Annotated in this window: 24 protein-coding genes and 1 tRNA gene; 11 read left to right on the top strand and 14 right to left on the bottom strand. The window is 66.8% G+C overall.

Annotation, left to right across the window (positions count from 1 at the left end; translation table 11 throughout):
- The first annotated feature begins 104 nt into the window (after window positions 1–104).
- The 3 genes from AC3WJI_RS15405 (at window position 105) to AC3WJI_RS15395 (ending at window position 5,554) form a co-directional block, all read left to right on the top strand.
- Entirely contained in the window at window positions 105–3,248 is a 3,144-nt protein-coding gene (locus tag AC3WJI_RS15405) for a TonB-dependent receptor (protein ID WP_492758162.1), read from the top strand.
- A gap of 70 nt (window positions 3,249–3,318) precedes the next feature.
- Complete coding sequence (locus tag AC3WJI_RS15400; RefSeq protein WP_492758161.1) at window positions 3,319–4,026, top strand: SapC family protein; 708 nt, start codon at window positions 3,319–3,321, stop codon at window positions 4,024–4,026.
- Between the two features lie 37 nt (window positions 4,027–4,063).
- A complete protein-coding gene (locus AC3WJI_RS15395) occupies window positions 4,064–5,554 on the top strand; it encodes a tryptophan halogenase family protein (RefSeq protein ID WP_492758160.1) in 1,491 nt (496 codons plus the stop codon).
- An 18-nt stretch (window positions 5,555–5,572) separates the two neighbouring features.
- Here AC3WJI_RS15395 and AC3WJI_RS15390 read toward each other — a convergent pair.
- Window positions 5,573–5,649, bottom strand: a tRNA-Arg gene (locus AC3WJI_RS15390).
- A 58-nt stretch (window positions 5,650–5,707) separates the two neighbouring features.
- On the opposite strand from AC3WJI_RS15390, the gene AC3WJI_RS15385 reads away from it, so the two are divergent.
- The 4 genes from AC3WJI_RS15385 (at window position 5,708) to AC3WJI_RS15370 (ending at window position 8,410) form a co-directional block, all read left to right on the top strand.
- The gene (locus AC3WJI_RS15385) at window positions 5,708–6,460 is read left to right on the top strand and encodes a queuosine precursor transporter (RefSeq protein WP_492758159.1); all 753 of its coding nucleotides are present in this window, start codon (window positions 5,708–5,710) and stop codon (window positions 6,458–6,460) included.
- Complete coding sequence (locus tag AC3WJI_RS15380) at window positions 6,460–6,789, top strand: hypothetical protein (protein WP_492758158.1); 330 nt, start codon at window positions 6,460–6,462, stop codon at window positions 6,787–6,789. Before AC3WJI_RS15385 ends, AC3WJI_RS15380 begins: the two co-directional genes overlap by 1 nt.
- Window positions 6,790–6,862: 73 nt before the next feature.
- Complete coding sequence (locus AC3WJI_RS15375) at window positions 6,863–7,690, top strand: alpha/beta hydrolase (RefSeq protein WP_492758157.1); 828 nt, start codon at window positions 6,863–6,865, stop codon at window positions 7,688–7,690.
- Window positions 7,691–8,167: 477 nt separating this feature from the next.
- Complete coding sequence (locus tag AC3WJI_RS15370; RefSeq protein WP_492758156.1) at window positions 8,168–8,410, top strand: hypothetical protein; 243 nt, start codon at window positions 8,168–8,170, stop codon at window positions 8,408–8,410.
- A 56-nt stretch (window positions 8,411–8,466) separates the two neighbouring features.
- Here AC3WJI_RS15370 and purQ read toward each other — a convergent pair whose 3' ends face one another.
- From purQ to AC3WJI_RS15325, 9 genes are all read right to left on the bottom strand, one after another.
- Entirely contained in the window at window positions 8,467–9,132 is a 666-nt protein-coding gene (purQ, locus tag AC3WJI_RS15365) for a phosphoribosylformylglycinamidine synthase subunit PurQ (protein ID WP_492758155.1), read from the bottom strand.
- Entirely contained in the window at window positions 9,129–9,359 is a 231-nt protein-coding gene (gene purS, locus AC3WJI_RS15360) for a phosphoribosylformylglycinamidine synthase subunit PurS (protein WP_492758154.1), read from the bottom strand. Before purS ends, purQ begins: the two co-directional genes overlap by 4 nt.
- A gap of 38 nt (window positions 9,360–9,397) precedes the next feature.
- The gene (locus tag AC3WJI_RS15355; RefSeq protein WP_492758153.1) at window positions 9,398–10,750 is read right to left on the bottom strand and encodes a surface lipoprotein assembly modifier; all 1,353 of its coding nucleotides are present in this window, start codon (window positions 10,748–10,750) and stop codon (window positions 9,398–9,400) included.
- Between the two features lie 23 nt (window positions 10,751–10,773).
- Complete coding sequence (locus tag AC3WJI_RS15350; RefSeq protein WP_492758152.1) at window positions 10,774–11,907, bottom strand: HupA family protein; 1,134 nt, start codon at window positions 11,905–11,907, stop codon at window positions 10,774–10,776.
- Window positions 11,908–12,027: 120 nt separating this feature from the next.
- Window positions 12,028–12,807: a phosphoribosylaminoimidazolesuccinocarboxamide synthase gene (purC, locus tag AC3WJI_RS15345; protein WP_297384278.1), complete on the bottom strand. Its 780-nt coding sequence runs from the start codon at window positions 12,805–12,807 to the stop codon at window positions 12,028–12,030.
- Between the two features lie 110 nt (window positions 12,808–12,917).
- On the bottom strand, window positions 12,918–13,910 hold the full coding sequence (locus AC3WJI_RS15340; protein ID WP_492758151.1) for a DUF4349 domain-containing protein: 993 nt from the start codon (window positions 13,908–13,910) through the stop codon (window positions 12,918–12,920).
- A gap of 242 nt (window positions 13,911–14,152) precedes the next feature.
- Complete coding sequence (locus AC3WJI_RS15335) at window positions 14,153–15,082, bottom strand: DUF4349 domain-containing protein (protein ID WP_492758150.1); 930 nt, start codon at window positions 15,080–15,082, stop codon at window positions 14,153–14,155.
- Window positions 15,083–15,204: 122 nt separating this feature from the next.
- Window positions 15,205–15,354, bottom strand: coding sequence for a hypothetical protein (locus AC3WJI_RS15330; RefSeq protein WP_492758149.1), 150 nt, complete (start codon window positions 15,352–15,354; stop codon window positions 15,205–15,207).
- Between the two features lie 149 nt (window positions 15,355–15,503).
- Entirely contained in the window at window positions 15,504–15,818 is a 315-nt protein-coding gene (locus AC3WJI_RS15325) for a UrcA family protein (protein WP_492758148.1), read from the bottom strand.
- 115 nt (window positions 15,819–15,933) lie between these two features.
- Here AC3WJI_RS15325 and AC3WJI_RS15320 point away from each other — a divergent pair, with 115 nt between their 5' ends.
- The 3 genes from AC3WJI_RS15320 to AC3WJI_RS15310 all read left to right on the top strand — a co-directional run bounded on the left by AC3WJI_RS15320 (window position 15,934) and on the right by AC3WJI_RS15310 (window position 21,142).
- Window positions 15,934–16,866, top strand: coding sequence for a LysR substrate-binding domain-containing protein (locus AC3WJI_RS15320; protein ID WP_492758147.1), 933 nt, complete (start codon window positions 15,934–15,936; stop codon window positions 16,864–16,866).
- A gap of 260 nt (window positions 16,867–17,126) precedes the next feature.
- On the top strand, window positions 17,127–19,367 hold the full coding sequence (gene parC / locus AC3WJI_RS15315) for a DNA topoisomerase IV subunit A (RefSeq protein ID WP_492758146.1): 2,241 nt from the start codon (window positions 17,127–17,129) through the stop codon (window positions 19,365–19,367).
- A 158-nt stretch (window positions 19,368–19,525) separates the two neighbouring features.
- Window positions 19,526–21,142 (top strand): putative bifunctional diguanylate cyclase/phosphodiesterase, encoded by a 1,617-nt coding sequence (locus AC3WJI_RS15310; protein WP_492758185.1) that lies wholly within the window; start codon window positions 19,526–19,528, stop codon window positions 21,140–21,142.
- Here the strand turns inward: AC3WJI_RS15310 and AC3WJI_RS15305 are convergent.
- Genes AC3WJI_RS15305 through AC3WJI_RS15290 form a run of 4 tightly spaced genes read right to left on the bottom strand, consistent with a single transcriptional unit; the run spans window position 21,112 to window position 23,996 of the window.
- Window positions 21,112–22,302, bottom strand: a complete 1,191-nt coding sequence (locus AC3WJI_RS15305) for a CCA tRNA nucleotidyltransferase (protein WP_492758145.1) — start codon at window positions 22,300–22,302, stop codon at window positions 21,112–21,114. The two genes, AC3WJI_RS15310 and AC3WJI_RS15305, sit on opposite strands and share 31 nt — an antisense overlap.
- Window positions 22,290–22,880 carry a CoA pyrophosphatase gene (locus AC3WJI_RS15300; RefSeq protein ID WP_492758144.1) on the bottom strand — a complete coding sequence of 197 codons (591 nt, stop codon included), beginning with the start codon at window positions 22,878–22,880 and terminating at the stop codon, window positions 22,290–22,292. The genes AC3WJI_RS15305 and AC3WJI_RS15300 overlap by 13 nt, the downstream gene beginning before the upstream one ends.
- Window positions 22,877–23,443 carry a DUF1285 domain-containing protein gene (locus tag AC3WJI_RS15295; protein ID WP_492758143.1) on the bottom strand — a complete coding sequence of 189 codons (567 nt, stop codon included), beginning with the start codon at window positions 23,441–23,443 and terminating at the stop codon, window positions 22,877–22,879. The genes AC3WJI_RS15300 and AC3WJI_RS15295 overlap by 4 nt, the downstream gene beginning before the upstream one ends.
- A 31-nt stretch (window positions 23,444–23,474) precedes the next feature.
- The gene (locus AC3WJI_RS15290; RefSeq protein ID WP_492758142.1) at window positions 23,475–23,996 is read right to left on the bottom strand and encodes a GNAT family N-acetyltransferase; all 522 of its coding nucleotides are present in this window, start codon (window positions 23,994–23,996) and stop codon (window positions 23,475–23,477) included.
- A 350-nt stretch (window positions 23,997–24,346) separates the two neighbouring features.
- Between AC3WJI_RS15290 and AC3WJI_RS15285 the strand changes: the two genes are divergently transcribed.
- A complete protein-coding gene (locus tag AC3WJI_RS15285; protein WP_492758141.1) occupies window positions 24,347–24,718 on the top strand; it encodes a dihydroneopterin aldolase in 372 nt (123 codons plus the stop codon).
- Window positions 24,719–24,807: the final 89 nt, after the last annotated feature.

Genomic DNA, 24,807 nt, shown 5'->3' with positions numbered 1-24,807 from the left:
CGGTCCTGTTGAGAAGACCGATAACAATCCGGCCATAAGTGCCGGCAAGGGAGGGATGTATGATTGACTTCAAATCAACCGCGTTGAAACGAACCGTTTCGTTGATGGCCGTGGCCGCCGCGCTGGCATTGCCGGGCTTTGCTGCGGCGCAGACCGCCGAAGCGCCGGCTGCCGGCGCCCAGACCGATGACGGCTCGGCCGGCGACGAAGTCGTCGTCACCGGCGTGCGCGCCTCGCTCGAACGCTCGATCGAGATCAAGCGCGAATCGAGCGGCGTGGTCGACGCGATCTCGGCCGAAGACATGGGCAAGTTCGCCAACACCAACCTGGCGGAATCGCTCCAGCGCATCACCGGCGTGTCGATCGACCGCGTCAACGGCGAAGGCTCGACCGTGACGGTGCGCGGCTTCGGCGCGCAGTACAACCTGGTCACGCTCAACGGACGCCAGCTCGCCACCTCGAACATCGTCGCAGTCGGCGGCGACCAGGGCGGTGACGGTGCCGGCGGCTTCGGCCGCTCGTTCGACTTCTCCAATCTCGCCTCCGAAGGCGTCAAGACGCTCGAAGTCTACAAGACCGGCCGGGCGGCGATCCCCTCGGGCGGTATCGGCGCGACGATCAACATCGTCGGCGTCCGCCCGCTCGATCAGGGCGCCGGCTTCACCGGGTCGATCGGCGCCAAGGCGAGCTACGACAACAGCACCGACCAGTGCATCGACTGCGGCAGCAAGGTCACGCCGGAAGTCTCGGGCATCGCCAGCTGGGCCAATAGCGACGAGACCTTCGGCGTCTCGCTGTTCGGCAGCTATCAGAAGCGCAACTTCAGCTTCCCGAGCCAGGCGAACGACTATTGGGAAATGCACCCCGCCGGCTTCTTCCTCGATCCGGCGAACGGCTTCGTGAAGGCTGGCGCGACGATCACCAACGCGCCGAGCGACCCCAACACGCTGGTCGCGGTGCCGCATGACTTCCGCTACCACTTCTCCGAAGCCAGCCGCGAGCGGCTGAACGGCCAGGCGGTGATGCAGTTCAAGCCGACCGACAGCCTGACCCTGACCGTCGACGGGCTCTATGCGCAGCTCAAGGAATCCGAGCGGCGCTCGAGCCAGTCGAACTGGTTCAGCCGTCCGTTCGACGCGGTCACCTTCGACGATTCGAGCAACGGCATCGCCACCACGCAGTATCTTCACGAGACGATCAACGGCGTGAAGGACGAGGCGTTCGAGCAGGCCTATCGCGCGCAGAAGAACCGCCTCTACGACATCGGCGCCAATCTGAAGTGGGACCTGACCGATCGCTTCAGCCTGAGCTTCGACGGCCATATCGGCAAGGCGGAGAGCCTGCCCGACAATCCCAACGGCCAGACCTCGACCACGGTCGCCTTCAACGGCAACATCGTGAGCTCGCACTCGCTGACCTGGGATGACGAGGGCTTCCCGACCCAGACGCTGACGATCAACGACAATGTCGCCAAGACCAACCCGGTCGGCACCCCGTTCCGCAACGGCAACGGCAACGGCATCTTCGACGAGGGTGATCTGTCGGGCGCGGTGCAGCGCCAGTTCGCGTCAAGCCAGACGCAGCGCATCAAGGAAGGCCGGATCGACGCCGGCTGGGATCTCGGCGAGGGCAGCCGCTTCGACTTCGGCGGCGACTATCGCCGGACCGAGACGCGCCAGAACCAGTACAACACCCGTCAGGTGCTCGGCGACTGGAACAACGCGCTCGCGCCGGACATCGCGGCCTATGCGCCGGGTCTGGTGAAGCAATATTGCCTCGCCTGCCTGTTCACGCACAACAATGCCACCGCCCCCGACGCCGCGTCGGTCGCGTGGCGCGCACAGGACGCGACCGCGCTCTACAACGCGCTCTACGGCCATTATATCGGCGTCACCAACGACGGCGTGAACCACCAGAACAACATCGACACCAACACCGATAATCGGGTGAACGAAGATATCTGGGCGGTCTATGGTCAGCTGACCTGGAAGGGCGAAATCGGCGGCGCCCGGGCCAGCCTCGTTGCCGGCATGCGCTACGAGAGCACCAAGGTGAACGCGGTTTCGCTCCAGCAGGTGCCGCTGGCGGTGGTGTGGACCGCGGACAACGACTTCAGCGTCACCAACTCGCCCGACCGCCAGGAAGTCTTCGGGCACGGCAGCTACACCAACCTGCTGCCCTCGGTGGACTTCCAGGTCGAGTTCATGCCCAACGTCATCGGTCGCGCCTCGTACAGCAAGACGATCTCGCGCGCGCCCTATGGCAGCCTGTTCGCCTCGACCAGCGCGGGCGGACTCAACAACCCGACCGCGCTAGGTGGCGTCGCTACGGGCTTCCAGAACAACACCAATCTGAAGCCGCTCGAGTCGGATAACTTCGACGTCTCGTTCGAATGGTATCCGCGCAAGGACGTCTATCTGTCGGTCGGCTTCTTCGACAAGCGGGTGCGCAACTTCATCGGCAACACCGTGGTTTCGCAGAATCTGTTCGGCCTGCGCGACCCGACCAGCGGCGACAGCACCACCAATGCCGGCAAGGGCCGCGACATCCTGACGGCGCTGGGCGCCGCCAACACCAACGCAAACCTGTTCACCAGCGCGGCAATCGTGCAGAAGTATAACGGCAACGTCGCGCAGGCGACCGCCGAGCTGGCGGCGAATTATGTCCCGGCGCAGCGCGAGTTCAGCAACGATTACATCAGCTCGGTGCTGGCGGCGTACGACGTGACCGCCACGGCCGCGAACCCGCTGCTCAACTTCTCGGTCAACACGCCGATCAACAACAAGGACGCCGAGATCTACGGCGCCGAAATCGCCGGCCAGTACTTCCTCGGCGAGACCGGCTTCGGCATCGCCGCCAGCTACACGCTGGTGCGCGGCAATATCGGCTTCGACGTCACGGCGGATCCGACCGCCAACCAGTTCGCACTGGTCGGCCTCAGCGACACCGCCAACGTGACGCTGATCTACGACAAGGGCGGCCTGTCGGCACGTCTCGCCTATAACTGGCGCGACAAGTTCCTGTCGGACGTCAATCGCGGCGGCGACCACAATCCGGTCTTCTACGACCCGTACAACCAGCTCGACCTGAGCATCAGCTACGATCTGACGAAGAACATCTCGATCAGCTTCGAAGGCATCAACCTGCTCGAGGAAGGCGTGCGGAGCTACAGCCGCGACTACATCAACACCTGGTACGAGGCGGAAGGTTCCGCCCGTTACCTGCTCGGCGCGCGCTTCCGCTTCTGAGGCGTTGCTCCTGCAATCCTGGAAAGGCCGCTCGCGCAGGGCGGCCTTTCTTGTTTATGATCGGAGGATCATGACCCAAGCCGTTCTCAACAACATTGATCATGCCGATTTGCGGGTGAAGCTGGAACGCGGGGCCGCGTTCGGCGACGCCGTCAACCAGGCGCTCGTCTTCCCTACCGAATTCGAGGCGCTGCAGCGCGAATATGTCATCCTGTTCCGCCGCGGTGACGAGGGGACCTGGCGGTCCACCGTGCTGCTGGGGCTCGATTCGGGCGAGAACCTGTTCCTCGACGGGGATCGCTGGGACGCGCATACCATCCCGGCGCTGATGCTGCGCGGCCCGTTCTCGATCGGCGTGCCGCGGCCGGGCGAGGGCGGCGAACCGATGATCCATGTCGATCCCGAGCATCCGCGCATCTCCCGCGAAGACGGCGCACCGCTGTTCCTCGAGCAGGGCGGCAACTCCCCTTATCTCGAGCTGATCGCGGGCGTATTGCAGACGATCTTTATCGGCGATCAGGCGAGCCCCGCGATGTTCGCCGCGTTCGAAGCCGCGGGATTGCTCGAGCCGTTGACCCTCGACGTCGAGCTCAGCAGCGGCCGCACCTACAAGATCCCGGACTGCTATACGATCAACGCCACCCGGCTGGCCGAGCTCGACGGTCCCGCGCTGGCGGCGTTGCATCGCAACGACTTCCTGCGCTGCGCGGTGTGGCAGCTGTCGTCCTTGGCCAATCTCTCGCGGCTCGTCGCGCGCAAGGAGCGGCGCGAGGCCTGAGCGCATCCTCTCCCTTTCCAGCCATCGGAGCCTGCAGATGACCGAGGGGTCCAAATTTCGTGTCGTCATCGCCGGGGGCGGTACCGCAGGCTGGGTCGCCGCGGCGGCGCTGGTCCGGCAGCTGGGTCCGCTGCTCGATATCGCCTTGGTCGAATCGGATGCGATCGGCACGGTGGGGGTGGGCGAATCGACCATCCCCACGGCGCGCACCTTCCATGCGCTGCTCGGCATCAACGAGCGCGTTTTCATGCGTGACACCAACGCGACCTTCAAGCTCGGCATCTCGTTCGAGAACTGGCTGCGCGACGGCGACCGTTACTTCCATCCGTTCGGCACCGTCGGGCGGTCGATGCCGCTCGCCGACTTCCAACATTTCTGGCTGCGCGCCCGCGACCGCGGCTTTGGCGGCTATTATACCGATTACTCGCTCGAGACGCAGGCGGCGCTGGCGGGCAAGTTCGCCACCGGCGAGCAGTCGCCGCTCGCCTTCGCCTACCACCTCGACGCGACCGCTTACGCCGCGTTCCTACGCTCGCTCGCCGAGCCGGCGGGTGTTCGCCGCGTCGAGGGCAGGATCGCCAGGATCGAGCGCGACGGCGAGAGCGGCGACATCGCGGCGCTGGAACTCGAATCCGGCATGCGCATAGAAGGCGACCTGTTCATCGATTGCACCGGGTTCCGGGCGCTGCTGATCGAGGAGACGCTCCAGACCGGGTTCGAGGACTGGGGCCATTGGCTCCCCACCGACAGCGCCTTCGCGGTGCAATCGGAGACGACCGAGCCGCCGGTGCCCTATACCCGCGCGATCGCGCACGGCGCTGGCTGGCGGTGGCGCATTCCGCTCCAGCACCGAATGGGCAATGGTTTCGTCTTCTCCAGCGCGCACCTCTCCGACGACGAGGCGCGGTCGCAATTGCTCGCCGCGGTGCCGGGTAAGCCATTGTTCGACCCGCGGCTGATCCGCTACCGGACCGGCACGCGGCGCAAGACGTGGAACCGCAATTGCGTAGCGCTGGGCCTGGCGAGCGGCTTCATCGAGCCGCTCGAATCGACGAGCATCCATCTGGTGATGATCGCGGTGACCCGGCTGATCCAGAATTTCCCGATGCGCCGCGACATGGCGGCGCTCGCCGACCAGTTCAACGAACAGGCGCGTGCCGAGGCCGAGCATATCCGCGACTTCATCATCCTGCACTACAAGCTCAACGCGCGCGACGAGCCGTTCTGGCGCGAACATGCCGCGCGGCGGGTCCCCGACAGCCTGGAAGCGCGCATGGCGTTGTTCCGCGAGAGCGCAATGGCCTATCAGGGCTCCAACGACCTGTTCCGTATCGACAGCTGGAACGCGGTGATGATGGGGCAGGGGGTGATGCCCGACGATTATCATCGCATGCCGGCGCTGATGCCCGACGCCGACCTGGAAAAGGCGCTGAGCGACCTGCGCGCGGGGATCGCGGTACAGCTGGCCAAGCTGCCGCGGCACGCCGATTTCCTTGCCAGCGAATTCGGCGCGCGCCAGCCGGCTTGAGGGCCGGCGGCAGGAAGCTGGCGCGCCCGGTTGGATTCGAACCAACGACCACAGGCTTAGAAGGCATGTGCTCTATCCAGCTGAGCTACGGGCGCGCGCCGGGCTGCCCTAGCGCGGATTGCGTCGCGGCGGAACCGGCATCATAACCACGCGATGACCGAGGGGGCAGAAAGGCCGGCGCACGTCGCCGCGCGCGACGTGGCGGGCGGGCAGTTCCGCTATTTCGACTTCGTGATGGTCGCGTTCGTCGTCGTGCTGCTGCTCTCCAACATCATCGGGGCGAGCAAGCGATCGGTGATCGACTTGCCGTTTGTCGGGCTTTGGCCGTTCGGAGCGGGCATCCTGTTCTTCCCGATCAGCTATGTGATCGGCGACGTGCTCACCGAGGTCTATGGCTATGCCCGGGCGCGTCGCGTGATCTGGGCGGGCTTCGTCGCGATGCTGTTCATGATCGTGATGTGCATCGTCGTCGTCGCCTTGCCGCCGGACCAGGGCTGGACGGGGCAGGCGGCGTACGAGCAGATCTTCGGCTTCGGCAGCATCCCGCGGATTGCCGTCGCATCGATCATCGCCTTCTGGTGCGGCGAGTTCGTCAATTCGTTCGTGCTGGCGCGGATGAAGATCGCGACACGCGGCCGGCACCTCTGGGCGCGGACGATCGGGTCGACGGTCTTCGGCGAGGCGGTCGACAGCCTGATCTTCTACCCGCTCGCATTCCTGGGCGCCGAGGGCTGGAGCACCTCGCAGATGATCACCGTACTATTCACGCAATGGGCGCTCAAGGTCGGGTGGGAAGTCCTGCTCACGCCGTTCACCTATCTCGTCGTCGGCTTCCTCAAGCGGCGCGAGGGCGTCGACGTCTATGACGAGGGCACCGACTTCACGCCCTTCGCCACCCGGGTCTGATGAGCCCGCTCCAGTCGGTCAAACTCTGGCTGGTCGGGCATGTCGGGCTCGCCAAGGATGCGCTGCACGTCCATGTCGGGCTGCTGCTGTTCGTCGGCAGCGCCTTGCTGTTCCGCTGGCCGGTGCGCAGCTGGAAGCCCTGGGCGGTGGCACTGGCCGCGGCGCTCGCCGGCGAGATCTGGGACCTGCGCGACAGCCTGGTCTATCACACCCGCATCGCGCTCTGGGCGAACTTCCACGACATATGGAACACGATGCTGTGGCCGAGCCTGTTCGTGCTGCTGGCGCGGATGACGCCGCTGTTCGCTCGGCAGGAGACCCGGCGCTAGGGATGCAAATTGCGCACTTGCGCAAGCGTTGCAGGATCGGAACAATCGCGCGCGGCGTTGGGAGGAGGGTGCAATGGCTGCCGAGGAAGCGACGTTCACGAGCACCGACGGGATCGAGATCTTCTATCGCGCCTGGCAGCCTGCCGAGGCGCCGCGCGCAATGGTGGTGATCTGCCACGGGTTCAATGCGCATGGCGGACAGTATCGCTGGGCGGCGGAGCAGTTCGTCGCCAGCGGCTATGCGGTGTTCGCCGCCGACCTGCGCGGGCGTGGACGTTCTACGGGCGAGCGCTTCTATGTCGACGATGTCGCGGAATATGTCGCCGATCTCGCGGGGATGATCGCGATCGCCAAGGCGCGGCATCCGGACCTCAAGGTCTTCCTGCTCGGGCACAGCGCCGGCGGGGTGGTCTCGGCGAGCTATGCGCTCGACCACCAGGCCGAGATCCAGGGCTTCATCTGCGAGGACTTCGCCTTCCAGGTACCCGCGCCGAGCTTCGCGCTGGCCGCGATCAAGGGGCTGAGCCATGTCGCGCCGCGGCTAGGCGTGCTGAAGCTCAAGAACGCGGATTTCTCGCGCGATCCGGCGGCAGTTGCGGCGCTTGACGCCGATCCGCTGATCAAGGACGAGACCCAGCCCGCGGCGACGGTGGCGGCTTTGGTCCGGGCCGACGAGCGGCTGCGCGCCGAATTCCCGACGATCACGCTGCCGCTGCTGATCCTGCACGGCACCGGCGACAAGGCGACGGTCTATCACGGCAGCGAGTTCTTCCACGAGACTGCGGGTTCGACGGACAAGACGCTCAAGCTGTATGATGGCCATTATCACGATTTGCTCGCCGATCTGGGCAAGGAAGAAGTGATGGCGGACATCCAGGCGTGGATCGCGGCGCGGCTCTAGGCTGGCGCTGTGATTTTTCGCCTGCGACCTTCTGGGGTTCGAAGTTGTCGAAGCTGCGGCTCTGGCGCAGGTTTCCCCGAAATGCGCCTGGGAAGCGCATGCCAAGCTACTATTACGCGCCATCGACGCTACGATCGCGCGCCACCTACGCGCTACCTACGCGCCATCCACGCCCCACTTGTGCACCACGCACGCGCCACCCAAGCGCCGCCCGCGCACCACCTAGGCGCCACCCGCGCGCCACCCGCGCGCCACCCAAGCGCCGCCCGCGCGTCCCGCAGGCTTCACCAAGCGTTCCGCACGCGACATCGCTGCGCCAGGGGTGCCATTTTGCCGAATGCCCAGCAGAAAAGGCGACCGGTTCAACCATGCGAAAGAGCGGCCGGCGAAGCCGACCGTCCGAGGCAAGCAGGTCAAATCCTACATTGCAAGGGAGCGGCTATTCACCCCCGTCGGGTCTGACATCGCGGTTGTTGCATGATAGCTCTCCACCATTTTCGCGCCGATCCTGACGCCCGCCTGTCTCTTGCCGACGCAGCGGCGGCGGCGGCGATGCGCTACCGCGTCGGCGGTCCGCTGATCGACGGGCTGATGGCCGAATTGGGCATGAACCGCACGTCGCTGAACGGCATGCTATCCGGCAGCGCCGCGCCGAGCGTGCCGGACGTCAAGGCGCCGGCGCTGAACGGGAGCGATTCCGGCGAAGCAGTCGCGTCCTGAGGAAGGGATGCGGGCTGGTCGCGCAGGCTCCATCGAGGAGCATGCATGGCGCCCGGTCAGGCGACGGCTTCGAGCAGGCCTTCGAACAGGCGACGGCCGTCGGTGCCGCCGTGCGCGGCTTCGATGCGGCGTTCGGGGTGTGGCATCATGCCGAGCACGTTGCCGCCGGCATTGAGCAGCCCGGCGATGTTACGCGCCGAGCCGTTGACGTCCTCGGCGTAGCGGAAGGCGACACGGCCTTCGCCTTCGAGTGCGTCGAGCGTCTCGGCGTCCGCGAAGTAATTGCCGTCATGGTGCGCGACGGGGATGGTGATCGTCTCGCCGCTGTCATAGCCGCTGGTGAACAGCGACTGGCTGTTGTCGACGGTCAGCGCGACGTTGCGGCAGACGAAGTTGAGCCCCGAATTGCGCATCAGCGCGCCGGGAAGCAGGCCGGCCTCGGTGAGGATCTGGAAGCCGTTGCAGATGCCGATCACCGGCAGGCCCTTGTTCGCCGCCTCGACCACCGCGCGGACGATCGGCGAGCGTGCCGAGATCGCGCCGCAGCGCAGATAGTCGCCATAAGAGAAGCCGCCGGGCAGGGCGACGAGGCCCACGCCGTCGGGCAGCGCGCTCTCGCCATGCCAGACCATCGCCGGGGCAGTGCCGGTCACGTCTTCGAGCGCGGTCGCGATGTCGCGATCGCAATTGGAGCCGGGGAAGACGATGACCGCGGTCTTCATGCCCGCTCGACCCGGTAATTCTCGATGACGGTGTTGGCGAGCAACTTGCGGCACATCTCGTCGATCGCTTCGTCGCTGGTGCCGTCGGCGACTTCGAGCTCGAAGATCTTGCCGGCGCGGACGTCGTCGACGCCCTGGAAGCCGAGCCCGGCGAGCGCGTGCTGGATGGCCTTGCCCTGCGGATCTAGGACGCCGTTCTTCAGGGTGACGATGATGCGGAGCTTCATGGCGGGCAGCCTATGGCCGCACGCGCCGAGTCCCGCAATCAGAAATAGCGGGCGAGCGCGGCGCGGAAGCGCAGCCGATCGGTGGCGTAGAGCGGCAGCGACGAGTCTGCGCGTGCGTAGGTGACGCTGACTTCCGGGGAGAACCCGAACACGCGCACTTTGCGGTTGCCGAGCGTGGCGCGGCCGGTGAAGCGCCAGTCGGACCGCGGATCGTCGGAGAAGAACAGCATCGGCGCGTCGTAGCGCGCGCGCGAGACGCTGCCGGTCAGCCCGAAATTGAGGCCGTAGGGCAGTTCGCCGCCGAAGCCGCCGGTGACGCCGAGCTCGGTGCTCGAATAAGCGGCTTCCTTGAGCCAGTCGCGCCGCACGAACGCGCCGACCGAGCCGACCAGGCTGCGCGACAGCGCGTGCTCGTAGCTCGAATAGAGGCCGAGCTGCCAGCCGTCATAGCCGTCATTGAAGCGGACGTCGGTGCGGCGCGCGTCGAGCTGGATGCCGGCGCGGTCGCGCATGCCGATATTGGTCTGCGCGCCGAGCTTGACGCCGGCCTGGCGGCTGACGAGGTGTCCGCCATACCAGCGCTGCGCCGCCACTGCCTCGGCCGAGACGTTGGTCGATTGCGAGAGGCGGAGCTCGGGGCCGGCGGCGAGCTGGACGAGGTAATCGTCATAGGCGCTGCCCGCATAATTGGCGCCGCTGCTGTCGAAATCGACCAGCATCGAGAGATTGTCGGCGGTGGGCAGCCGCAGCCCTGCCGAAATCGTCGCGGTCTGGCCGGTGCCCGAGCGCGCCTTGGCGTCCTCGTTGAGGGTTAGCGGTAGCGACAGGCCTCCGAAATTGACGTTGACCTGGTCGTTGCCGGTGGCGTTGTTGATGTTGGTGTCGGGGGCGATGCCGAAATCCACGTCGAAGCGCCAGGCGCGCTGCTGGCGGATCACCGCGCGGACGCCGCGGATCGCCTTGGCGAGTTCGGGCGGAAGCTCGCTATCCTGTCCGGCGAGGCGGAACTGCTTGTCGGCGCTCTGCGGCTTGCCCATCGCCATCATCGCCTTGCCGAGCTCGAGCCGGACGCGGGTCTGGTTGGGATCGTCGGCGAGGATCGCCTTGTACTGGTCGGCGGCACGGCCGTAATCGCCCTTCTCGGCGGCGATGAAGCCGGTGAGGAAGCGCGTCTGCAGCGTGTAGCCGGGCGCCATGCGCAGCGCCTCGACCAGCGGCAGCGCCTCGTCGAAGCGGCCGGCCGAGACCAGTTTCTCGGCGGCGGCAAGCAACTGGTCGGGCGTGACCTTCACCTGGCAGACGCCGTTGGCGCACTGCTTGGCGAGCTGGGCGTGCGCCGGCATGCCCCACCCCAGGAGGAGCAGGGCCGCCGTCAGCGTGGCGGTGCGCATGGGCGGTCCTTGGGCCGGGTCGGTTAGGGCTGCTTGGCGCCGGTGAAGGCGCCGAGGATGTCGATGCGGGTGTTGGGCACGCCGCCGATCACGCGGAAGCTGCCGCCGACATTGACAGCGCCCGGGCCATAAAAGGCGCCGTCGATCGAGCTCGCGCCCGCCGTGCTCGCGCCCTGCGAGATCGAGCGGAAGTCCACTGCGGTCGAGCCCGCCTGGCCACAGGCGGCGAAGAAGCAGACGCTGTTGAACTTGCCGGTGAAACCGCCGCTGCGGATCAGGTCGATCGCGCCGCTGCCATTGGCTTCGAAATAGGTGCCGCTGGCGATCGCCGGCGTGGGGACCAGCGAACCGCGGTCATAGGCGTCGCCGGTATTGCCCGCGAGCTTGAGGCTGGTGAGCGCGCTGGCGCCGAAATCGAACTTGAGCTCGCTGGTCCCGGCGAGCCATTGCAGCGTGCTGCCGCCGATCATCGTGCCGACGAAACCGCCCTTGTAGGTCGCGGTACCCGCGGTCGGCACCTGGCCGATCGCGGTCGGCGAGCCGAACACGAACGCGCCGCGCTCGGCGTTGAAGATGCCGTTGCCGTTCGAAGTGCGGACATAGCCGGCCAGCGTGACATAGGTCGTCGTCTGGGTGCCGGGGCGCTGATAGAAGAAGGTGGCGTAGGCCGAGCTGTTGGCATCGGCGAGCACGGTCAGATAATTGTAGCCGGCGTAATTGGGCACTTCGGCGAAGTTGCCGTCGTTGCGATGGCCCGGGTCCTGGAAGCGATAGCTGTGATTGATGCCGGCATTGGTGTCGTTGACCGCGAGCGTGAAGATGCCGTCGCGCGGATTGTAGGTCACGGTGGCGCCGGGCGCCTTCACCGTGGTCGCGTCGCCCTGGTAGAGGCTCGCGCCGGTGTTCGAATCCTGCTCGATCGAGTGGAACGCGCCGACCGCGTCGAAGCTGGTCTCGCTGGTCACGTCGAGGAACGTGGCGGTGAGGCTCGGCGTGGGCGAAGGCGAGGGAGTCGGCGTCACGCCGCCGCCATTGCCGCCGGAACCGCCGGTGCCACCGGTCGGCGGTGCGATGCTGCCGACCGTCTGGGGCGAGGTGCTTCCTCCGCAGCCCGCGAGCGCGAGCAGCGGCAAGGCTGCGAACAGTACACGATTCATTGGAACTCCCCGTCTCTCACCCGCTCTGGGTCGAGACGAAAAGTAGCCAGACAAGGTTAAAGAGAGCTAAACGATGTCGCCGCAAGTCATCGCATTTGAAGACTTGTGCGGCGGCGGCGTTTATTTCCCGCGGCGCTTGCGATGACTTTCGAGGTCGAGCACCGCCGAATCTGCGCCTTCGGGGAACAGGCCCAGGCGGCGCGCGACTTCCTGATAGGCCTCGACCTCGCCGCCGAGATCGCGGCGGAAGCGGTCCTTGTCGAGCTTCTCGTTGGTCGCCATGTCCCACAGCCGGCAGCCATCGGGGCTGATCTCGTCCGCCAGGATGATCCGGGCATAGTCATTGTCCCAGATCCGGCCGAATTCGAGCTTGAAGTCGACCAGGCGGATGCCGATCCCGGCGAACAGCCCCGAGAGGAAGTCGTTCACGCGGATCGCCATGTCGGCCATGTCGTGCAGCTCTTCCTGCGCGGCCCAGCCGAAGGCGAGGATATGCTCGTCGGTGACCATCGGGTCGCCGAGCGCATCGTCCTTGAAATAATATTCGACGACCGTGCGGGGGAGGGGCGTGCCCTCCTCGATGCCGAGGCGCTTGGCGAGGCTGCCGGCGACGACGTTGCGCACGACGACTTCGATGGGCACGATCTCGACCTGGCGGATCAGCTGCTCCCGCATGTTGAGCCGGCGGATGAAGTGCGTGGGGATGCCGATCCCGCCGAGCAGGGTGAAGACGTGCTCGGAAATACGATTGTTGAGCACGCCCTTGCCGTTGATCGTGCCCTTTTTCTGCGCGTTGAACGCGGTGGCATCGTCCTTGAAATACTGGATCAGCGTGCCCGGCTCCGGACCCTCGTAGAGGATCTTGGCCTTGCCTTCGTAGATCTGCCGGCGGCGTGCCATCGTGGCTCTTACCCCTGAAAAGCGTCGCCCCGGCGGTACGGACTAGGACCGCACGGCAGCCGGGGCTGTTGGAAGCCCGGCGCTATACTGGATGCCGTGTTGCGGCGCAATCACGCTTCCGCCGCTTGTAGCGCGCGACGCTTGTACCAGCGCCGGACGAGCACCACGCCGGGAAGGGCGATCAGCGCCCAGGGCAGCACGAAGATCAGCACGATCAGCAGGTTGCGCGCGAAGGCGAACAACATGCCCGTCGAGGCGAGGAGCGCGTCGCCGAGCCGGCCCGATTGCGCGCGCGGCGAAGGCTCGACCGCCACTCCCGGGACATAGTTGATCGCGAAGCGCGACATCGCGACGCGGGTCCGCAATTCCTGAAGCCAGCCCTTGGCCTGGTCCAGCTCCTCCTGCGCGGCGGCGACACTGCGTTCGGCCTCGACCAGCTCGGAGACGCGGCCCTGGCGATTGCGCAGCATCTCGGTGAGCCGCGCGACGAGGATCTCGCGCTGCCGGATGCGGGCCTCGGTGTCGACGATCTCCTTCGATACGTCGTCGGCGCTGATGTTCGCCTCGGCCGGGCGCCCGCCGACGCCGGCGATCACGCGCGTGAGATCGGCGCGGAAGCGTTGCGCGATGCTGCTCGCGACGCGGAGCTGGAGATTGGCATTGGCGTAGCCGTCGTCCGAGCTGCCGCCTCGCATCGCGACCAACTGGCAGCGCGTCGGGCCGAGATCCTGGCACAGCGCGAGATGCGCCTGCTGCGCCTCGGCGATGCGCGGGCCGGGAAGGCGATATCCGAGGACATAGGCATAAGCGAGCTGCGGCACGCTGACCGCGATCGGCTTCGTCGAGGGCGCGGGGTCGGTAGTCGACTCCGTCCCCGTGGGCGCCGCCGGCACGTCGAAGCTCGGCAGATTCTCGGCTGAGCTCGAGAAGCGGGTGCGAGGGCTGGCCGGAGGGGGTGGGGCTTCGGGCATCGCCAGGGTTTTGGCGTCGACATGGTTCTGCGCCCGCTGCATCTCGCTCGATTGGATCAGCAACAGGCAGGTGGCGAGAACCGTCAGTCCGGCGAAGCTGCCCGACACGATCATGATGAACCGCTTCCGCATCCCATCCTCCTCGTTATTGTGATGTTATCACATCACACAATTCGAAGTCGCGCAATGGCCAGGTGTGCTGAAAGTAGAGTGCTCCCGCGGAAGCAGGAGTCCAGGATCACGCAGGACGGGGTCTGTGGCTCTAGGCTCCTGTTTTCGCAGGAGCACTGGGATCGGACCTGGCAATTAGGCGAATGCCATGTTGCGAGACGGCATGTCATCCCGGCTTGTGCCGGGATGACGGTGTTGTGGCCTTACGCCCGCTCGATCGCAGTGCGGCGCTTGCGCAGGGCGCGGAGGCCGAGCACCGGCAGCCCGAAGAGCGCGACCCAGGGCAGCAGATAGATCGCGAGCGACAGAAGGACGCGGAGCCCGCCGTCGAACACCGCTCCCGACCCCTGCGCCGCTTCGCCGAGATAGCTGCCGAGCGCCTGCGACGATGCCGCAGGGGCGATCGCGGCGTAGCGGATCTCGAACTCGGACATGGCGACGCGGCCGCGCAGCTCGCTCAGCCAGCCCTTGGCCTGGTCGAGCTCCTCCTGCGCCTGTGTCACGTTGCGTTCGACCTCGAGCAATTCGGAGGGCTTGCCGCCCCGCTTGCGCAGGATCTCGGTGAGGCGGCCGACGAGCAGTTCGCGCTGGCGGATGCGCGCTTCGGCATCGACGATGTCCTTCGAAACCTCGTCGGTGGCGATCTTGGCATTATCGGCGCGGCCGCCGACCTCGCTTACTTCGTGATCGAGCAGCACCTGGAAGCGTCGCGCCTCGGCGGTGGCGACGCGAAGCTTGAGGCTGGCCTTGTCAGCTTGTTCTTCGCCGACTCCGCGTTCGAGCGCGAGCAACTGGCAGCGCGCCGGCCCCATATCTTCGCACATCTCGCGGTGCGCATCCTGCGCGGCGGCAATCTTGTCGCCCGGGAGCAGATAGGACAGCGCATAGGCATAGGTCAGCTTGGGCAGCGAGATCGGGAGTTTGGGCGGCGCCTCGGCGGGGTTGGCGGCGTCGGCGCCACCTTGGCGCGGCGACGTAGCGGAATCGCCCACACTCTCGGAGCGCGTTTCGACAACGACGGACTCGGCGGGCGGACCGGCCTTGCCGGACTCCCCGGCTTCGTTGGCGGAGCAAGCGGAAAGCGTCGCGACGGCGATGATCGCGGCAAGGTGCTTGGGGGCAATGGCACGCATCGGCATATCTCCTGCGATGAGGATGATATGTCATCACGTACGTCGAAACGCGTCAAGCCACAATTTGGCCATATTTTGGTCCAAATTGTGGCGACTGTCGTTTGAGTATTCTTATCAAATACTTAGTTGTGCGTGCGCTCCCAAGGGGCGTCATATTCGATCGCGGCGAGGCGTTCGAATACGATTGCGAGACTGTCGAACAGGTGTGCGATGCCAACGCTGAGATCGCCGTGGCGGTCGGCCCAGGTGGCGCCTTCATAGTCGGGGGACATGGGGCTTCTCCTTTTGACGAAGTGATCGGCTAATCAGTCTGGCTTATCCGATCGATCAGCCTGCCTTGTGGAAAAAGGCGAGCGGCGCATGCCGCTCGCAGTCGCCGCCGAGCAAATTTATCGGGAGCCGGCGGGGTATTCGAAGGCGCTCAGCGTCCTGCGCTCGACAATTGCGCGGGGGCAGTCGCCTGTGCGACGGCGCGATTGCGCAGCGGCGCGATGCGGGCGCGGGTTTCGGCGCGGCAGCGTTGTGCGGCGAGCGAGCGGACGGCGTCGCCGATTTCCCGATCAGGGCACACTTTCTCCACCGCGCGGGCCAGCCGGCGGTCGAGTTCGGCGCGGCCCGCCGGACGCGAAAGATCGAGATCCGCGATCCGGACATTGCGGGTCGGCGCGACCTCTGCCGGTGCCGCCTGGGGGGCGGGTGCGGCGAAAAGGGCGAGCAAAGTCAAAGCGTTCAGCATGGCTCAATTCCTCATATCGTGCCATCTGCGGCAGCCCCGGTGATCTGGACCTCAGGCGGCCTTTACGCCAACAAATCGTTGGACTTGAGTAATAAGCTGAGCTTATAAATGTGGAATGCGCCAGATCCCGCCGCTTGCCGCCGTCCGCGTCTTCGAGGCCGCCGCGCGGCACTGCAATTTCACCCGCGCCGCCGAAGAGCTGGGAATGACCCAGGCTGCGGTCAGCTATCAGATCAAACTGCTCGAGGAGCGGCTCGGCGCTGCCTTATTTACGCGCAATGGCCGTGCGGTCGGGCTCAGCGAGCTCGGCCGCCGGATTGCGCCGCAGATCAGCAGCGCCTTCGATACGTTGGGTGAGGCGTTCGCATCGGTGCGCGTCGAATCGGAGAGCGTTATCACGATCGCGGCGCCGCGGACCCTGGCGACCAACTGGCTCGCGGCGCGGCTCGGCTCGTTCCAGTTGCTCCGCCCCGAACTCGCCGTGCGGCTGCTGGTCAGCGACGAGATGGTCGATCTGCAGGCCGGCGACGCCGATATCGCGCTGCGCGGTGCCGCGGGACCGATGCCGGGGCTTTGCGCGCATTTCCTGATGCGGATGCCGGTGACGCCGCTCGCCAACCCGGCGTTTTTGGCGAAGCATCCGCCGGTCGAGACTCCGCCCGACCTGCTGCGGCTGCCGCGGATCTCGCCCGAGGACGATTGGTGGGATTTGTGGTTCTGCAACGCGATCGGCGAGGATGTCGATCGCGCCCAGGCTTCGGGCATCCGCTTCGATTCGCAGGTGCTCGACGGCAATGCCGCAATTGCCGGGCATGGCGTGGCGATTCTCAGCCCGCCGATGTGGCAGCCGGCGATCGATGCCGGGCTGCTGGTCCAGCCGCTCCCGCATTATGCAACCTATCGCAACAGCTTCTGGCTGATGTACCCCGACTCCAAGCGCAACTTGCCCAAGATCCGCTTCTTCCGCGACTGGCTGCTCGCCGAAGTCGCGGCGGCGGCGCGGGACGATCCGCTTGGGGCGTTCGTGGCGCCTGCGAGCGTGGAGTAAGGGGCCTTCGTTCGCCGAATTCCCTCTCCCGCTTGCGGGAGAGGGGGAGACGGACCGAAGGTCCGGTGATGGGGTGAGGGTTCAGTGGGAATGACCGTGAGGACATTCCCACTGAACCCTCACCCGGCTTCGCTGCGCTCGCCACCCTCTCCCGCAAGCGGGAGAGGGATTGGGGGGGCGAAGCTGCGCCGGCCTTCTCGCATCAGCCGGGCACGGCCAGCTTGGCGTAGCGGGGCAATGCCTGCTATCCGGAACATAATATGTCCCTCGATACCGACTCCGTCGATCCTTCCGGCCCTAGCGATATCCCCTTCGACAGTGCCTTGTCGGAGCGCTATCTCGTCTATGCGCTGTCGACGATCACTGCGCGCTCGCTGCCCGATGTCCGCGACGGGCTGAAGCCGGTGCATCGGCGGCTGCTCTGGGCCATGCGGCTGCTGCGGCTCGATCCGGCGAGCGGCTATAAGAAATGCGCCCGCGTCGTCGGCGACGTGATCGGCAAATACCACCCGCATGGCGACCAGTCGGTCTATGACGCGATGGTCCGATTGGCGCAGACCTTTGCGCTCAGGTATCCGCTGGTCGACGGGCAGGGCAATTTCGGCAATATCGACGGCGATAACGCCGCGGCCTATCGCTACACCGAGGCGCGGCTGACCCAGGTCGCGATCGACCTGATGGCCGGGCTCGACGAGAATGCCGTCGATTTCCGCCCGACCTATAATGGCGAGGAGGAAGAGCCCGAGCTGTTCCCGGGCCTGTTCCCCAATCTGCTCGCCAATGGCGCCGCGGGAATCGCGGTGGGGATGGCGACGGCGATTCCGCCGCACAATGCCGCCGAGCTGATGAACGCCGCGGTGGCGCTGATCGACAACCCCGCGGCGAACGTGCTCGACCATGTCCACGGGCCCGATTTCCCGACCGGCGGCGTGGTCGTCGACAGCCCGGCGGCGATCGCCGAAAGCTATGCCACCGGGCGCGGCAGCTTCCGGGTGCGGGCCAAGATCGCGCGGGTGAGCGAGAAGGGCGGGGGCTGGCACCTCGTCGTCACCGAGATCCCGTATGGCGTCCAGAAGGGCAAGCTGATCGAGGCGATCGCCGAGCTGATCAACGAGAAGAAGCTCCCAATCCTGGGCGACGTGCGCGACGAATCGGCGGAGGACATCCGCATCGTGCTCGAGCCGCGCAGCCGCACGGTGAGCTCGGAGGATCTGATCCACAGCCTCTATCGGCTGACCGACCTCGAAGTGCGCGTGCCGCTCAACCTCAACGTGCTCGACAAGAACCGCACCCCGCGCGTGATGAGCCTGCAGGAAGCGATCGCGGCGTGGGTCGAGCACCAGTTCGTCGTGTTGCGCCGGCGCTCGGAGCATCGGCTGAACAAGATCGCCGACCGGCTCGAACTGGTCGGCGGCTATATCATCGCCTTCCTCAACCTCGACCGGGTGATCGAGATCATCCGCACCGAGGACGAGCCCAAGGCAGTGATGATCGCCGAGTTCGAGCTCAGCGACCGCCAGGCCGAGGCGATCCTCAACATGCGGCTGCGCAGCTTGCGCAAGCTCGAGGAAATGGAACTCAAGCGCGAGCAAGCGGCGCTGCTGAAGGAGAAGGCCGAGCTCGAGACGCTGCTGTCGTCCGATGCACGGCAGCGCACGAGGATGAAGCGCGACCTCGGCAAGATGATCGAGCGCTACGGGCTCGACACGCCGCTGGGCGCGCGCCGCACCAAGGTCGAGGAAGCGGCGCCGGCACGCGAGATCCCTCTGGAGGCGATGATCGAGCGCGAGCCGATCACCGTGATCCTGTCGCAGCGCGGTTGGATCCGGGCGATGCGTGGGCATGTCGAGCTGGCATCGGCGGAGACGCTCAAGTTCAAGGAAGGCGACGGGCCGCTCTTCGCCTTCCACGCGCAGACCACCGACAAGTTGCTGCTCGCCGCCGACAATGGCCGCTTCTACACGCTGGGCGGGGACAAATTGCCCGGCGGGCGCGGGTTTGGCGAACCGGTGCGGCTGATGGTCGACTTGGAAGGCGAGCGCCAGATCGTCGCGTTGCTGCCCGCCAGCGCGGCGAGCAAGCTGCTGGTCGCGGCGAGCGACGGGCGCGGTTTCATCGTAAACGTGGCCGACGTGATCGCCGAGACGCGCAAGGGCAAGCAGGTGGTGACGCCGCGCGCCGGCGCGCAGCTCAAATTGGTCCGGCCGGTCCCGGCGGAGGACGACGCGGTCGCGGTGATCGGCGACAACCGCAAGCTCCTGGTCTTCCCGCTTTCGGAAGTCGCCGAGCTGGGCCGCGGGCAGGGGGTGCAGCTCCAGCGCTACCGCGACGGCGGACTGTCGGACGCGCGGACCTTCCGCATGGCCGAGGGACTGAGCTGGGCGATGGGCGGCGAGACCGGGCGGACGCGGAGCGAAACCGACCTCTCGCCGTGGCGCGCGGCGCGCGGCGCGGCCGGACGGATGCCGCCGACGGGCTTCCCGCGCGACAATCGCTTCTGAGCGAGATTTCATCCCGCTTCAGCGGGGTTTAACCATTTGGGCCTAACCCGGTGCAGGCAATGGCATTCGGGAAGCTCAGGTCCAGCTCGGCCGCGATCGCGGAACTTGCGCCGCGTGGCGTGAGCAGCTGCGCGCCTGATCCGCGTGAGACCGGGCTGATGCTCGACCTCCTGCCGGTGCCTGCCGTCTCGCTGACCCTCGAGGACGGCAAGTTCCAGTTCCGCGCAATCAATCGCGCGTTTCGCATGGCCGGCCTGGGGACGGTCGCGGCCGAATCGCCCCTGGTCCGGCTGCTCGGCAGCCAACTGCGTCGCTTCCTCGAATCGGACGAGACGCATCACGAGATCGCCTGGCAGTTCGGCGAGGAAGTCGATTGCCGCTATTTCCGGGTGACCTTCGCACGGCGCGAGGCGCATCGCGGCCTCGGCCGGTGTCTCGTCACCCTGGTCGACCAGACCTCCGAGCTGCGCACCGAGCATAGCCTGCGCCGCGAGATGGCGACCGACAGCCTGACCGGACTGCCCAACCGTGCCGGGTTCAGCGACCAGCTCGAAGCATTGATCACCGCCGAAAATGCCGAGAGCTACGCGGTGCTGGTGGTCAATCTCGACCGCTTCAGCCGCGTCAATGCCTGCATGGGCGGGCTCGCCGGCGACGAGCTGCTGATCTCGGTCGCGCGCCGGCTCAAGGGTGCGCTTCGCGGGCGCGACATCCTCGCACGGATGGGGGGCGACGAGTTCGGCGTGCTGCTGACGCTGGACGAAGGACCGGGCGATGCACTCCATGTCGCCAAGCGCGTCCAGGCAGCGCTCGCCACGCCGTTCCGGCTCTCGGACTTCGAGATCCGCGTCGAATGTTCGATCGGCATCGCGCTCGGCTCGGACGATCTCGGCGAGCCCGAGGATCTGATTCGCCACGCGCAGTTTGCCGTCAAGCGCGCCAAGACCAGCGGACGCACCGAACTCTATCACACACGCGCCTTCGACATCGCCCGGGAGCAGTTCAGCGTCGAGACCGAACTGCGCCGCGCGATCGAGAATGGCGACATGACGCTGAGCTACCAGCCGATATGGGACCTCGGTTCGGGCCGGATCGTCTCGTTCGAGGCGCTGGCGCGCTGGACCAACGAGCGCGGCGTCGCGCTGTCGCCCAACGACTTCATTCCCGTAGCCGAGGAATCGGGACTGATCGTGCCGCTCGGCCGCTGGGCGATGGAAGAGGCGGCGCGGACGCTGGCGGCGTGGGATCGCGCCGCGGGGGGCAATTGCGGGGTCAATGTCGCGGTCAACCTGTCGGCGATCCAGCTCCAGCGCGACCGGATTCCGGAGATGGTCCAGGCAGCGCTCGATCAGGCGGGTATCGCCGGATCGCGACTTACGCTCGAGCTGACCGAGAGCGCGATCGTCAGCGATCCCGACCGGATCAGCCGGACGATGCTGGCGCTCAAGGACCTCGGTGCCACGCTGGCGATGGACGATTTCGGCACCGGTTACTCGAACCTCGCCTATCTCCAGAAGCTGCCGATCGACCTGCTCAAGATCGACCGCAGCTTCATCTCGGGCATGCTCGCCGACCGCGACAAGATCGCGATCGTCCGCGCGGTGCTGAGCCTCGCCCAGGCCCTGGGGATGCAGACCACCGCCGAGGGGATCGAGACCAACGAGCTCGCCCAGACGCTCGCGGCGCTGGGCTGTAGCTATGGCCAGGGCTATCTTTATGCCCAGCCGCTGCCGCAGGCGGAAGCCTACGCGCTGCTTGTCGCGCGCAACGCCTGAGCGACGATTTCGTCGGCGATTGCGCCGACGCGTTCCTCGCTGGGAAATCCTTCCGCTATCCAGCGATCCTCGACGGCGCGAAGCGCGCGCGCGACGTCCGGGCCTTTGGCAAGGCCGCGCTGAACCAGCGCGCCGCCGGTGAGCGGCAGGCGCGGCGCTTCCCACGCCTTAATCTCGCTAATCTGGGCGAGGTCGCGATCGGACAATAATAGCAGATCGACAGCGGTATCGGGGCCGCGGCGATAAGCGAGCGGCTTCGCTTCGTCTTCGAAGCCCGACACCGCGGCGACGAGGCGCTGGCGCTCGGCCTTGGACAGCCGCAGCCGGGCGGCGAGCTGGTCGGCGAGGCCGGGATCCTGGGGGATCAAAGCGGCGAGTCGGCGAATCGGATGCGGCGCGACGTCGGAGCCCGCCTCGCGCGCGGCGAGGTGCGCCAGCTGCGCGGCAGAAGTGACCTCGGGAAGGACGGGTTCGAAGATGCCGCGCGCGAGCATCAGCTCCACGACCTTCACTGCGTCGCGCGCGACCAAGAGCTTGAGCAATTCGTCGCGGATGCGTTCGCGCGACAGCGCCATCAGGTCCTTCGCGCGCGCGGTACAGGCGTCGAGCCCTTCGGGATCGGCACGGTCGCCGAATCGCGCGAGAAAGCGGAAGAAGCGCAGGATGCGGAGATGATCCTCGGCGATGCGCTGGAGCGGATCGCCGATGAAACGGACATGGCGCGCCTCGAGATCAGCGAGGCCGCCGAAATAGTCGAAGATCTCGCCGGTCCGGGGATCGGCGTAGAGGGCATTCATCGTGAAGTCGCGGCGCGCGGCGTCCTCGCGCCAATCGTCGGTGAAGGCGACCGTGGCGCGGCGGCCGTCGGTCGAGACGTCGCGGCGCAACGTGGTGACCTCCACGGGGCCGCTCGGCAGCACCGCGGTGATCGTGCCGTGCTCGATGCCGGTGGGGACGGCCTTGATCTCGGCAGCGCGGAGTAGCTCGACCACGCGCTCGGGGGGCAGCGCCGTCGCTAGATCGACATCGGAGACCGGTATGCCCAGCAACGTATCGCGCACCGAGCCGCCGACATAGCGCGCATCGCCGAGCACTTCGACGAGGCGCGCCAGGCCCTCGCGGTCGCGCCAGTGGGCAGCGGGGAGGATTAGGCGGTCCACCGCAGCCTCCGCGAAAGATTGACGATCATCGCCGCGGTGGCGCCCCAGATGCGACGATCCTCCCAGAGTATCTCGTAATAGCGGCGCTCCTGACCCTGATAGTGCGCGGTCGCCTCGACCTGGTTGGCGCGGTCGAACAGGAAGGAGAGAGGGACTTCGAACACCGCCGCGACTTCGGCCTCGGCCGGGACCAAAGCGAGATCGGGCGGGACCACGCCGATCACGGGGGTGACTTCGTAGCCGGTAACCGTGCGGTAGCGATCGGCGGTGCCGACGATTTCGACCGCGGAGGCGGGCATGGCGATTTCCTCCGCGGCTTCGCGCAGCGCGGCGGCAATCGGGCCGTCGTCCTCCGGGTCGATCCTTCCGCCGGGAAAGGCGACCTGGCCGGGATGGCGGCGCAAGCTTTCGGTGCGCTGGGTGAGGATCACTCCCGGTTCGGCGCGATCGGTGACGGCGACGAGCACCGCGGCGGGATTGCCCGCGACGCTCGGGTCGAAATCGAAATGGTCGCCGGCGAGCAGGATGGGGTCGTGCGGGCTCGCGAGCCCCTCGCGCAGCCGGTCGGCAAGCGTCATGCCTGGGGCTCGAGCGCGAAGAAGGCGCCGTTGCTCCATACCCCTGGGGGCGTTCCGGCATTGGTGAGGGCGATCTCGGCGAGTTCGTAATAGACCGGCCGGGCGATCAGCGCCTCGAGCCCGCCGCGGACGTGGAGATAGGGGCGGGGGCCGTCCTCGCGCGCCTCGAAACGCAGCGCGTGCTCGGGACCCGCGGTGAGCAGGTCGCCGGTGTTGAGGCGGAAGGCAAGCTTCATCGATTCGCCTTCGCCCTCGGTCTTCATCTCGACCGCAACGAAGGGGGCGTCCTCGACTTCGATATCGAGCTTCTCGACCGGAGTGACGAGGACGAATCGCCCGTCGGATTCGCGGCGCAGGATCGTCGAGAACAAGCGGACCATCGCTGCGCGGCCGATCGGCGATCCCTGGTGATACCAGGTGCCGTCGCGTGCGATGCGCATCTCGCTGTCGCCGCAATGCGCCGGGTTCCAGCTCTCGACCGGAGGAAGCCGGCTCTCCTCGGCGAGGCGTGCAATCTCGGCGAGCGACAGGCTGGCGAGATCGAGGGGCGGGGGCGTCGGCATCAGGTCTCGTTAGGCGCGCAGGCGCTCGCCCTCAAGCCGGCTGCGCCACGCGCGGGCCGAGCATGCCGGCGCAATCGGGAATGCCTTCGCCGCGCCCGAGCAGGCGGCGCGGCTCGAACGGGCCGGGCAGGCGCCAGGCGCTGGTGCGCTCGGCGGTGAAATCGAAGAAGCGGCCATAATATTCGGGGTCGCCGACGAGCATCAACGCGCCGCAGCCCGGGGCGGCACAGTCGGGAACCGCATCGAGCATGCGGTCCATCAGCGCGCGGCCGATGCCGGCCTGCTGGCGCTCGGGCGTGACCGCGACGGGGCCGACCATCACCAGCGGGACGGTCGCGCCGTCGTCGCAGGCCAGTTCGACTGGCCAGCACTGGATCGTGCCGAGCAAATGCTGGTCGGCATCCACCGCGGCGAAGCTCAGCTCGGGGACCGGCTGGGTGCCGCTGCGCACGCGATAGGCGGTGCGGGTGCGCCGGTCCGGACCGAAGGCGCGATCGAGCAGCGCCTCCACGGCCTCGGGGTCGACAGCAGCCAACGGCACCAATGCGATCACGTCCATTCCTTGCCAGCAGTCTTTATGAAACGCCCGGCGCGGGGCCGGGGCGCGCGCTTTAGCGCCGATCCGCCCCGGCGCAAGGATTAATGGGCGAAGGGCGGCGCCACTTTTCAGTCCGGCGGCTTCTGCTAGGGTCCGTACTCCATACCGGCAACGGCCGGGACGGAGCCGATTTTGGCGCACAGGGAGGAACGAGGAGGGAGCGATGCGGTGTTCATCGTGACCGACGAGTGACGTGGCTGTGCGCCAAAAGCGGCCCGCCGCTTCGCGGTCGCCCGGAGATCACGGCCGTTGCCGGTATGGAGTACGGACCCTAAGGGGGCCGGGATTTCAGGAAAGGCGATTACTTGCGCGATTTGCTCCAGCTCCAGGTGCACGACCTCGAGGTCGAGGTGCTGACCGGGATCTATTCCGAAGAGACGCACCTGCCGCAGCCGCTGCGGATCTCGGTCACCGCCGATCTCGACATGCCCGAGCGATTCGCACCGGACACGCCGCTGAGCGCGTCGAAGAGCTATATCGACCTAAAGCATGCCGCGACGACCGGGCTGCCCAAGGATGTCCATTTCACGCTGATCGAGGCGGTGGCCGAGCATGTCTGCGAGACGCTGCTCGTCTCGGACAAGCGCGTCCAGCGCGTCGAGGTGCGCATCGTCAAGCTGGCGATCGCCGAGAATGACGAATCGATCGGGATCACGATGGTACGCCACCGGGGGTGAGATGTAGCTCCCCCCGCTTGCAGGGAGGGGCTGGGGGTGGGTGCGCGCGTCTGCGCGCCCATCAGAATCTTCGCCACGCACCGGAGCGT

Source organism: Sphingomonas sp. FW306-1B-B10E (assembly GCF_058782005.1).
The sequence above is the reverse complement of the archived record's forward strand: the minus strand, read 5'-3'. Positions and strand labels throughout refer to the sequence as shown.

What these genes read in the sequence shown, in the direction of transcription:
- AC3WJI_RS15380 (WP_492758158.1), top strand. Translation starts at nt 6,460, where the DNA reads ATGAGCCCGCTCCAGTCGGTCAAACTCTGGCTGGTCGGGCATGTCGGG.
- AC3WJI_RS15320 (WP_492758147.1), top strand. Translation starts at nt 15,934, where the DNA reads ATGCGCCAGATCCCGCCGCTTGCCGCCGTCCGCGTCTTCGAGGCCGCC.
- AC3WJI_RS15370 (WP_492758156.1), top strand. Translation starts at nt 8,168, where the DNA reads ATGATAGCTCTCCACCATTTTCGCGCCGATCCTGACGCCCGCCTGTCT.
- AC3WJI_RS15300 (WP_492758144.1), bottom strand. Translation starts at nt 22,880, where the DNA reads ATGACGCTTGCCGACCGGCTGCGCGAGGGGCTCGCGAGCCCGCACGAC.
- AC3WJI_RS15375 (WP_492758157.1), top strand. Translation starts at nt 6,863, where the DNA reads ATGGCTGCCGAGGAAGCGACGTTCACGAGCACCGACGGGATCGAGATC.
- AC3WJI_RS15350 (WP_492758152.1), bottom strand. Translation starts at nt 11,907, where the DNA reads ATGAATCGTGTACTGTTCGCAGCCTTGCCGCTGCTCGCGCTCGCGGGC.
- AC3WJI_RS15325 (WP_492758148.1), bottom strand. Translation starts at nt 15,818, where the DNA reads ATGCTGAACGCTTTGACTTTGCTCGCCCTTTTCGCCGCACCCGCCCCC.
- AC3WJI_RS15395 (WP_492758160.1), top strand. Translation starts at nt 4,064, where the DNA reads ATGACCGAGGGGTCCAAATTTCGTGTCGTCATCGCCGGGGGCGGTACC.
- parC (WP_492758146.1), top strand. Translation starts at nt 17,127, where the DNA reads ATGTCCCTCGATACCGACTCCGTCGATCCTTCCGGCCCTAGCGATATC.
- AC3WJI_RS15405 (WP_492758162.1), top strand. Translation starts at nt 105, where the DNA reads ATGGCCGTGGCCGCCGCGCTGGCATTGCCGGGCTTTGCTGCGGCGCAG.
- AC3WJI_RS15335 (WP_492758150.1), bottom strand. Translation starts at nt 15,082, where the DNA reads ATGCGTGCCATTGCCCCCAAGCACCTTGCCGCGATCATCGCCGTCGCG.
- AC3WJI_RS15295 (WP_492758143.1), bottom strand. Translation starts at nt 23,443, where the DNA reads ATGCCGACGCCCCCGCCCCTCGATCTCGCCAGCCTGTCGCTCGCCGAG.
- AC3WJI_RS15330 (WP_492758149.1), bottom strand. Translation starts at nt 15,354, where the DNA reads ATGTCCCCCGACTATGAAGGCGCCACCTGGGCCGACCGCCACGGCGAT.
- AC3WJI_RS15310 (WP_492758185.1), top strand. Translation starts at nt 19,526, where the DNA reads ATGCTCGACCTCCTGCCGGTGCCTGCCGTCTCGCTGACCCTCGAGGAC.
- AC3WJI_RS15400 (WP_492758161.1), top strand. Translation starts at nt 3,319, where the DNA reads ATGACCCAAGCCGTTCTCAACAACATTGATCATGCCGATTTGCGGGTG.
- purQ (WP_492758155.1), bottom strand. Translation starts at nt 9,132, where the DNA reads ATGAAGACCGCGGTCATCGTCTTCCCCGGCTCCAATTGCGATCGCGAC.
- AC3WJI_RS15385 (WP_492758159.1), top strand. Translation starts at nt 5,708, where the DNA reads ATGACCGAGGGGGCAGAAAGGCCGGCGCACGTCGCCGCGCGCGACGTG.
- AC3WJI_RS15340 (WP_492758151.1), bottom strand. Translation starts at nt 13,910, where the DNA reads ATGCGGAAGCGGTTCATCATGATCGTGTCGGGCAGCTTCGCCGGACTG.
- AC3WJI_RS15355 (WP_492758153.1), bottom strand. Translation starts at nt 10,750, where the DNA reads ATGCGCACCGCCACGCTGACGGCGGCCCTGCTCCTCCTGGGGTGGGGC.
- purC (WP_297384278.1), bottom strand. Translation starts at nt 12,807, where the DNA reads ATGGCACGCCGCCGGCAGATCTACGAAGGCAAGGCCAAGATCCTCTAC.
- purS (WP_492758154.1), bottom strand. Translation starts at nt 9,359, where the DNA reads ATGAAGCTCCGCATCATCGTCACCCTGAAGAACGGCGTCCTAGATCCG.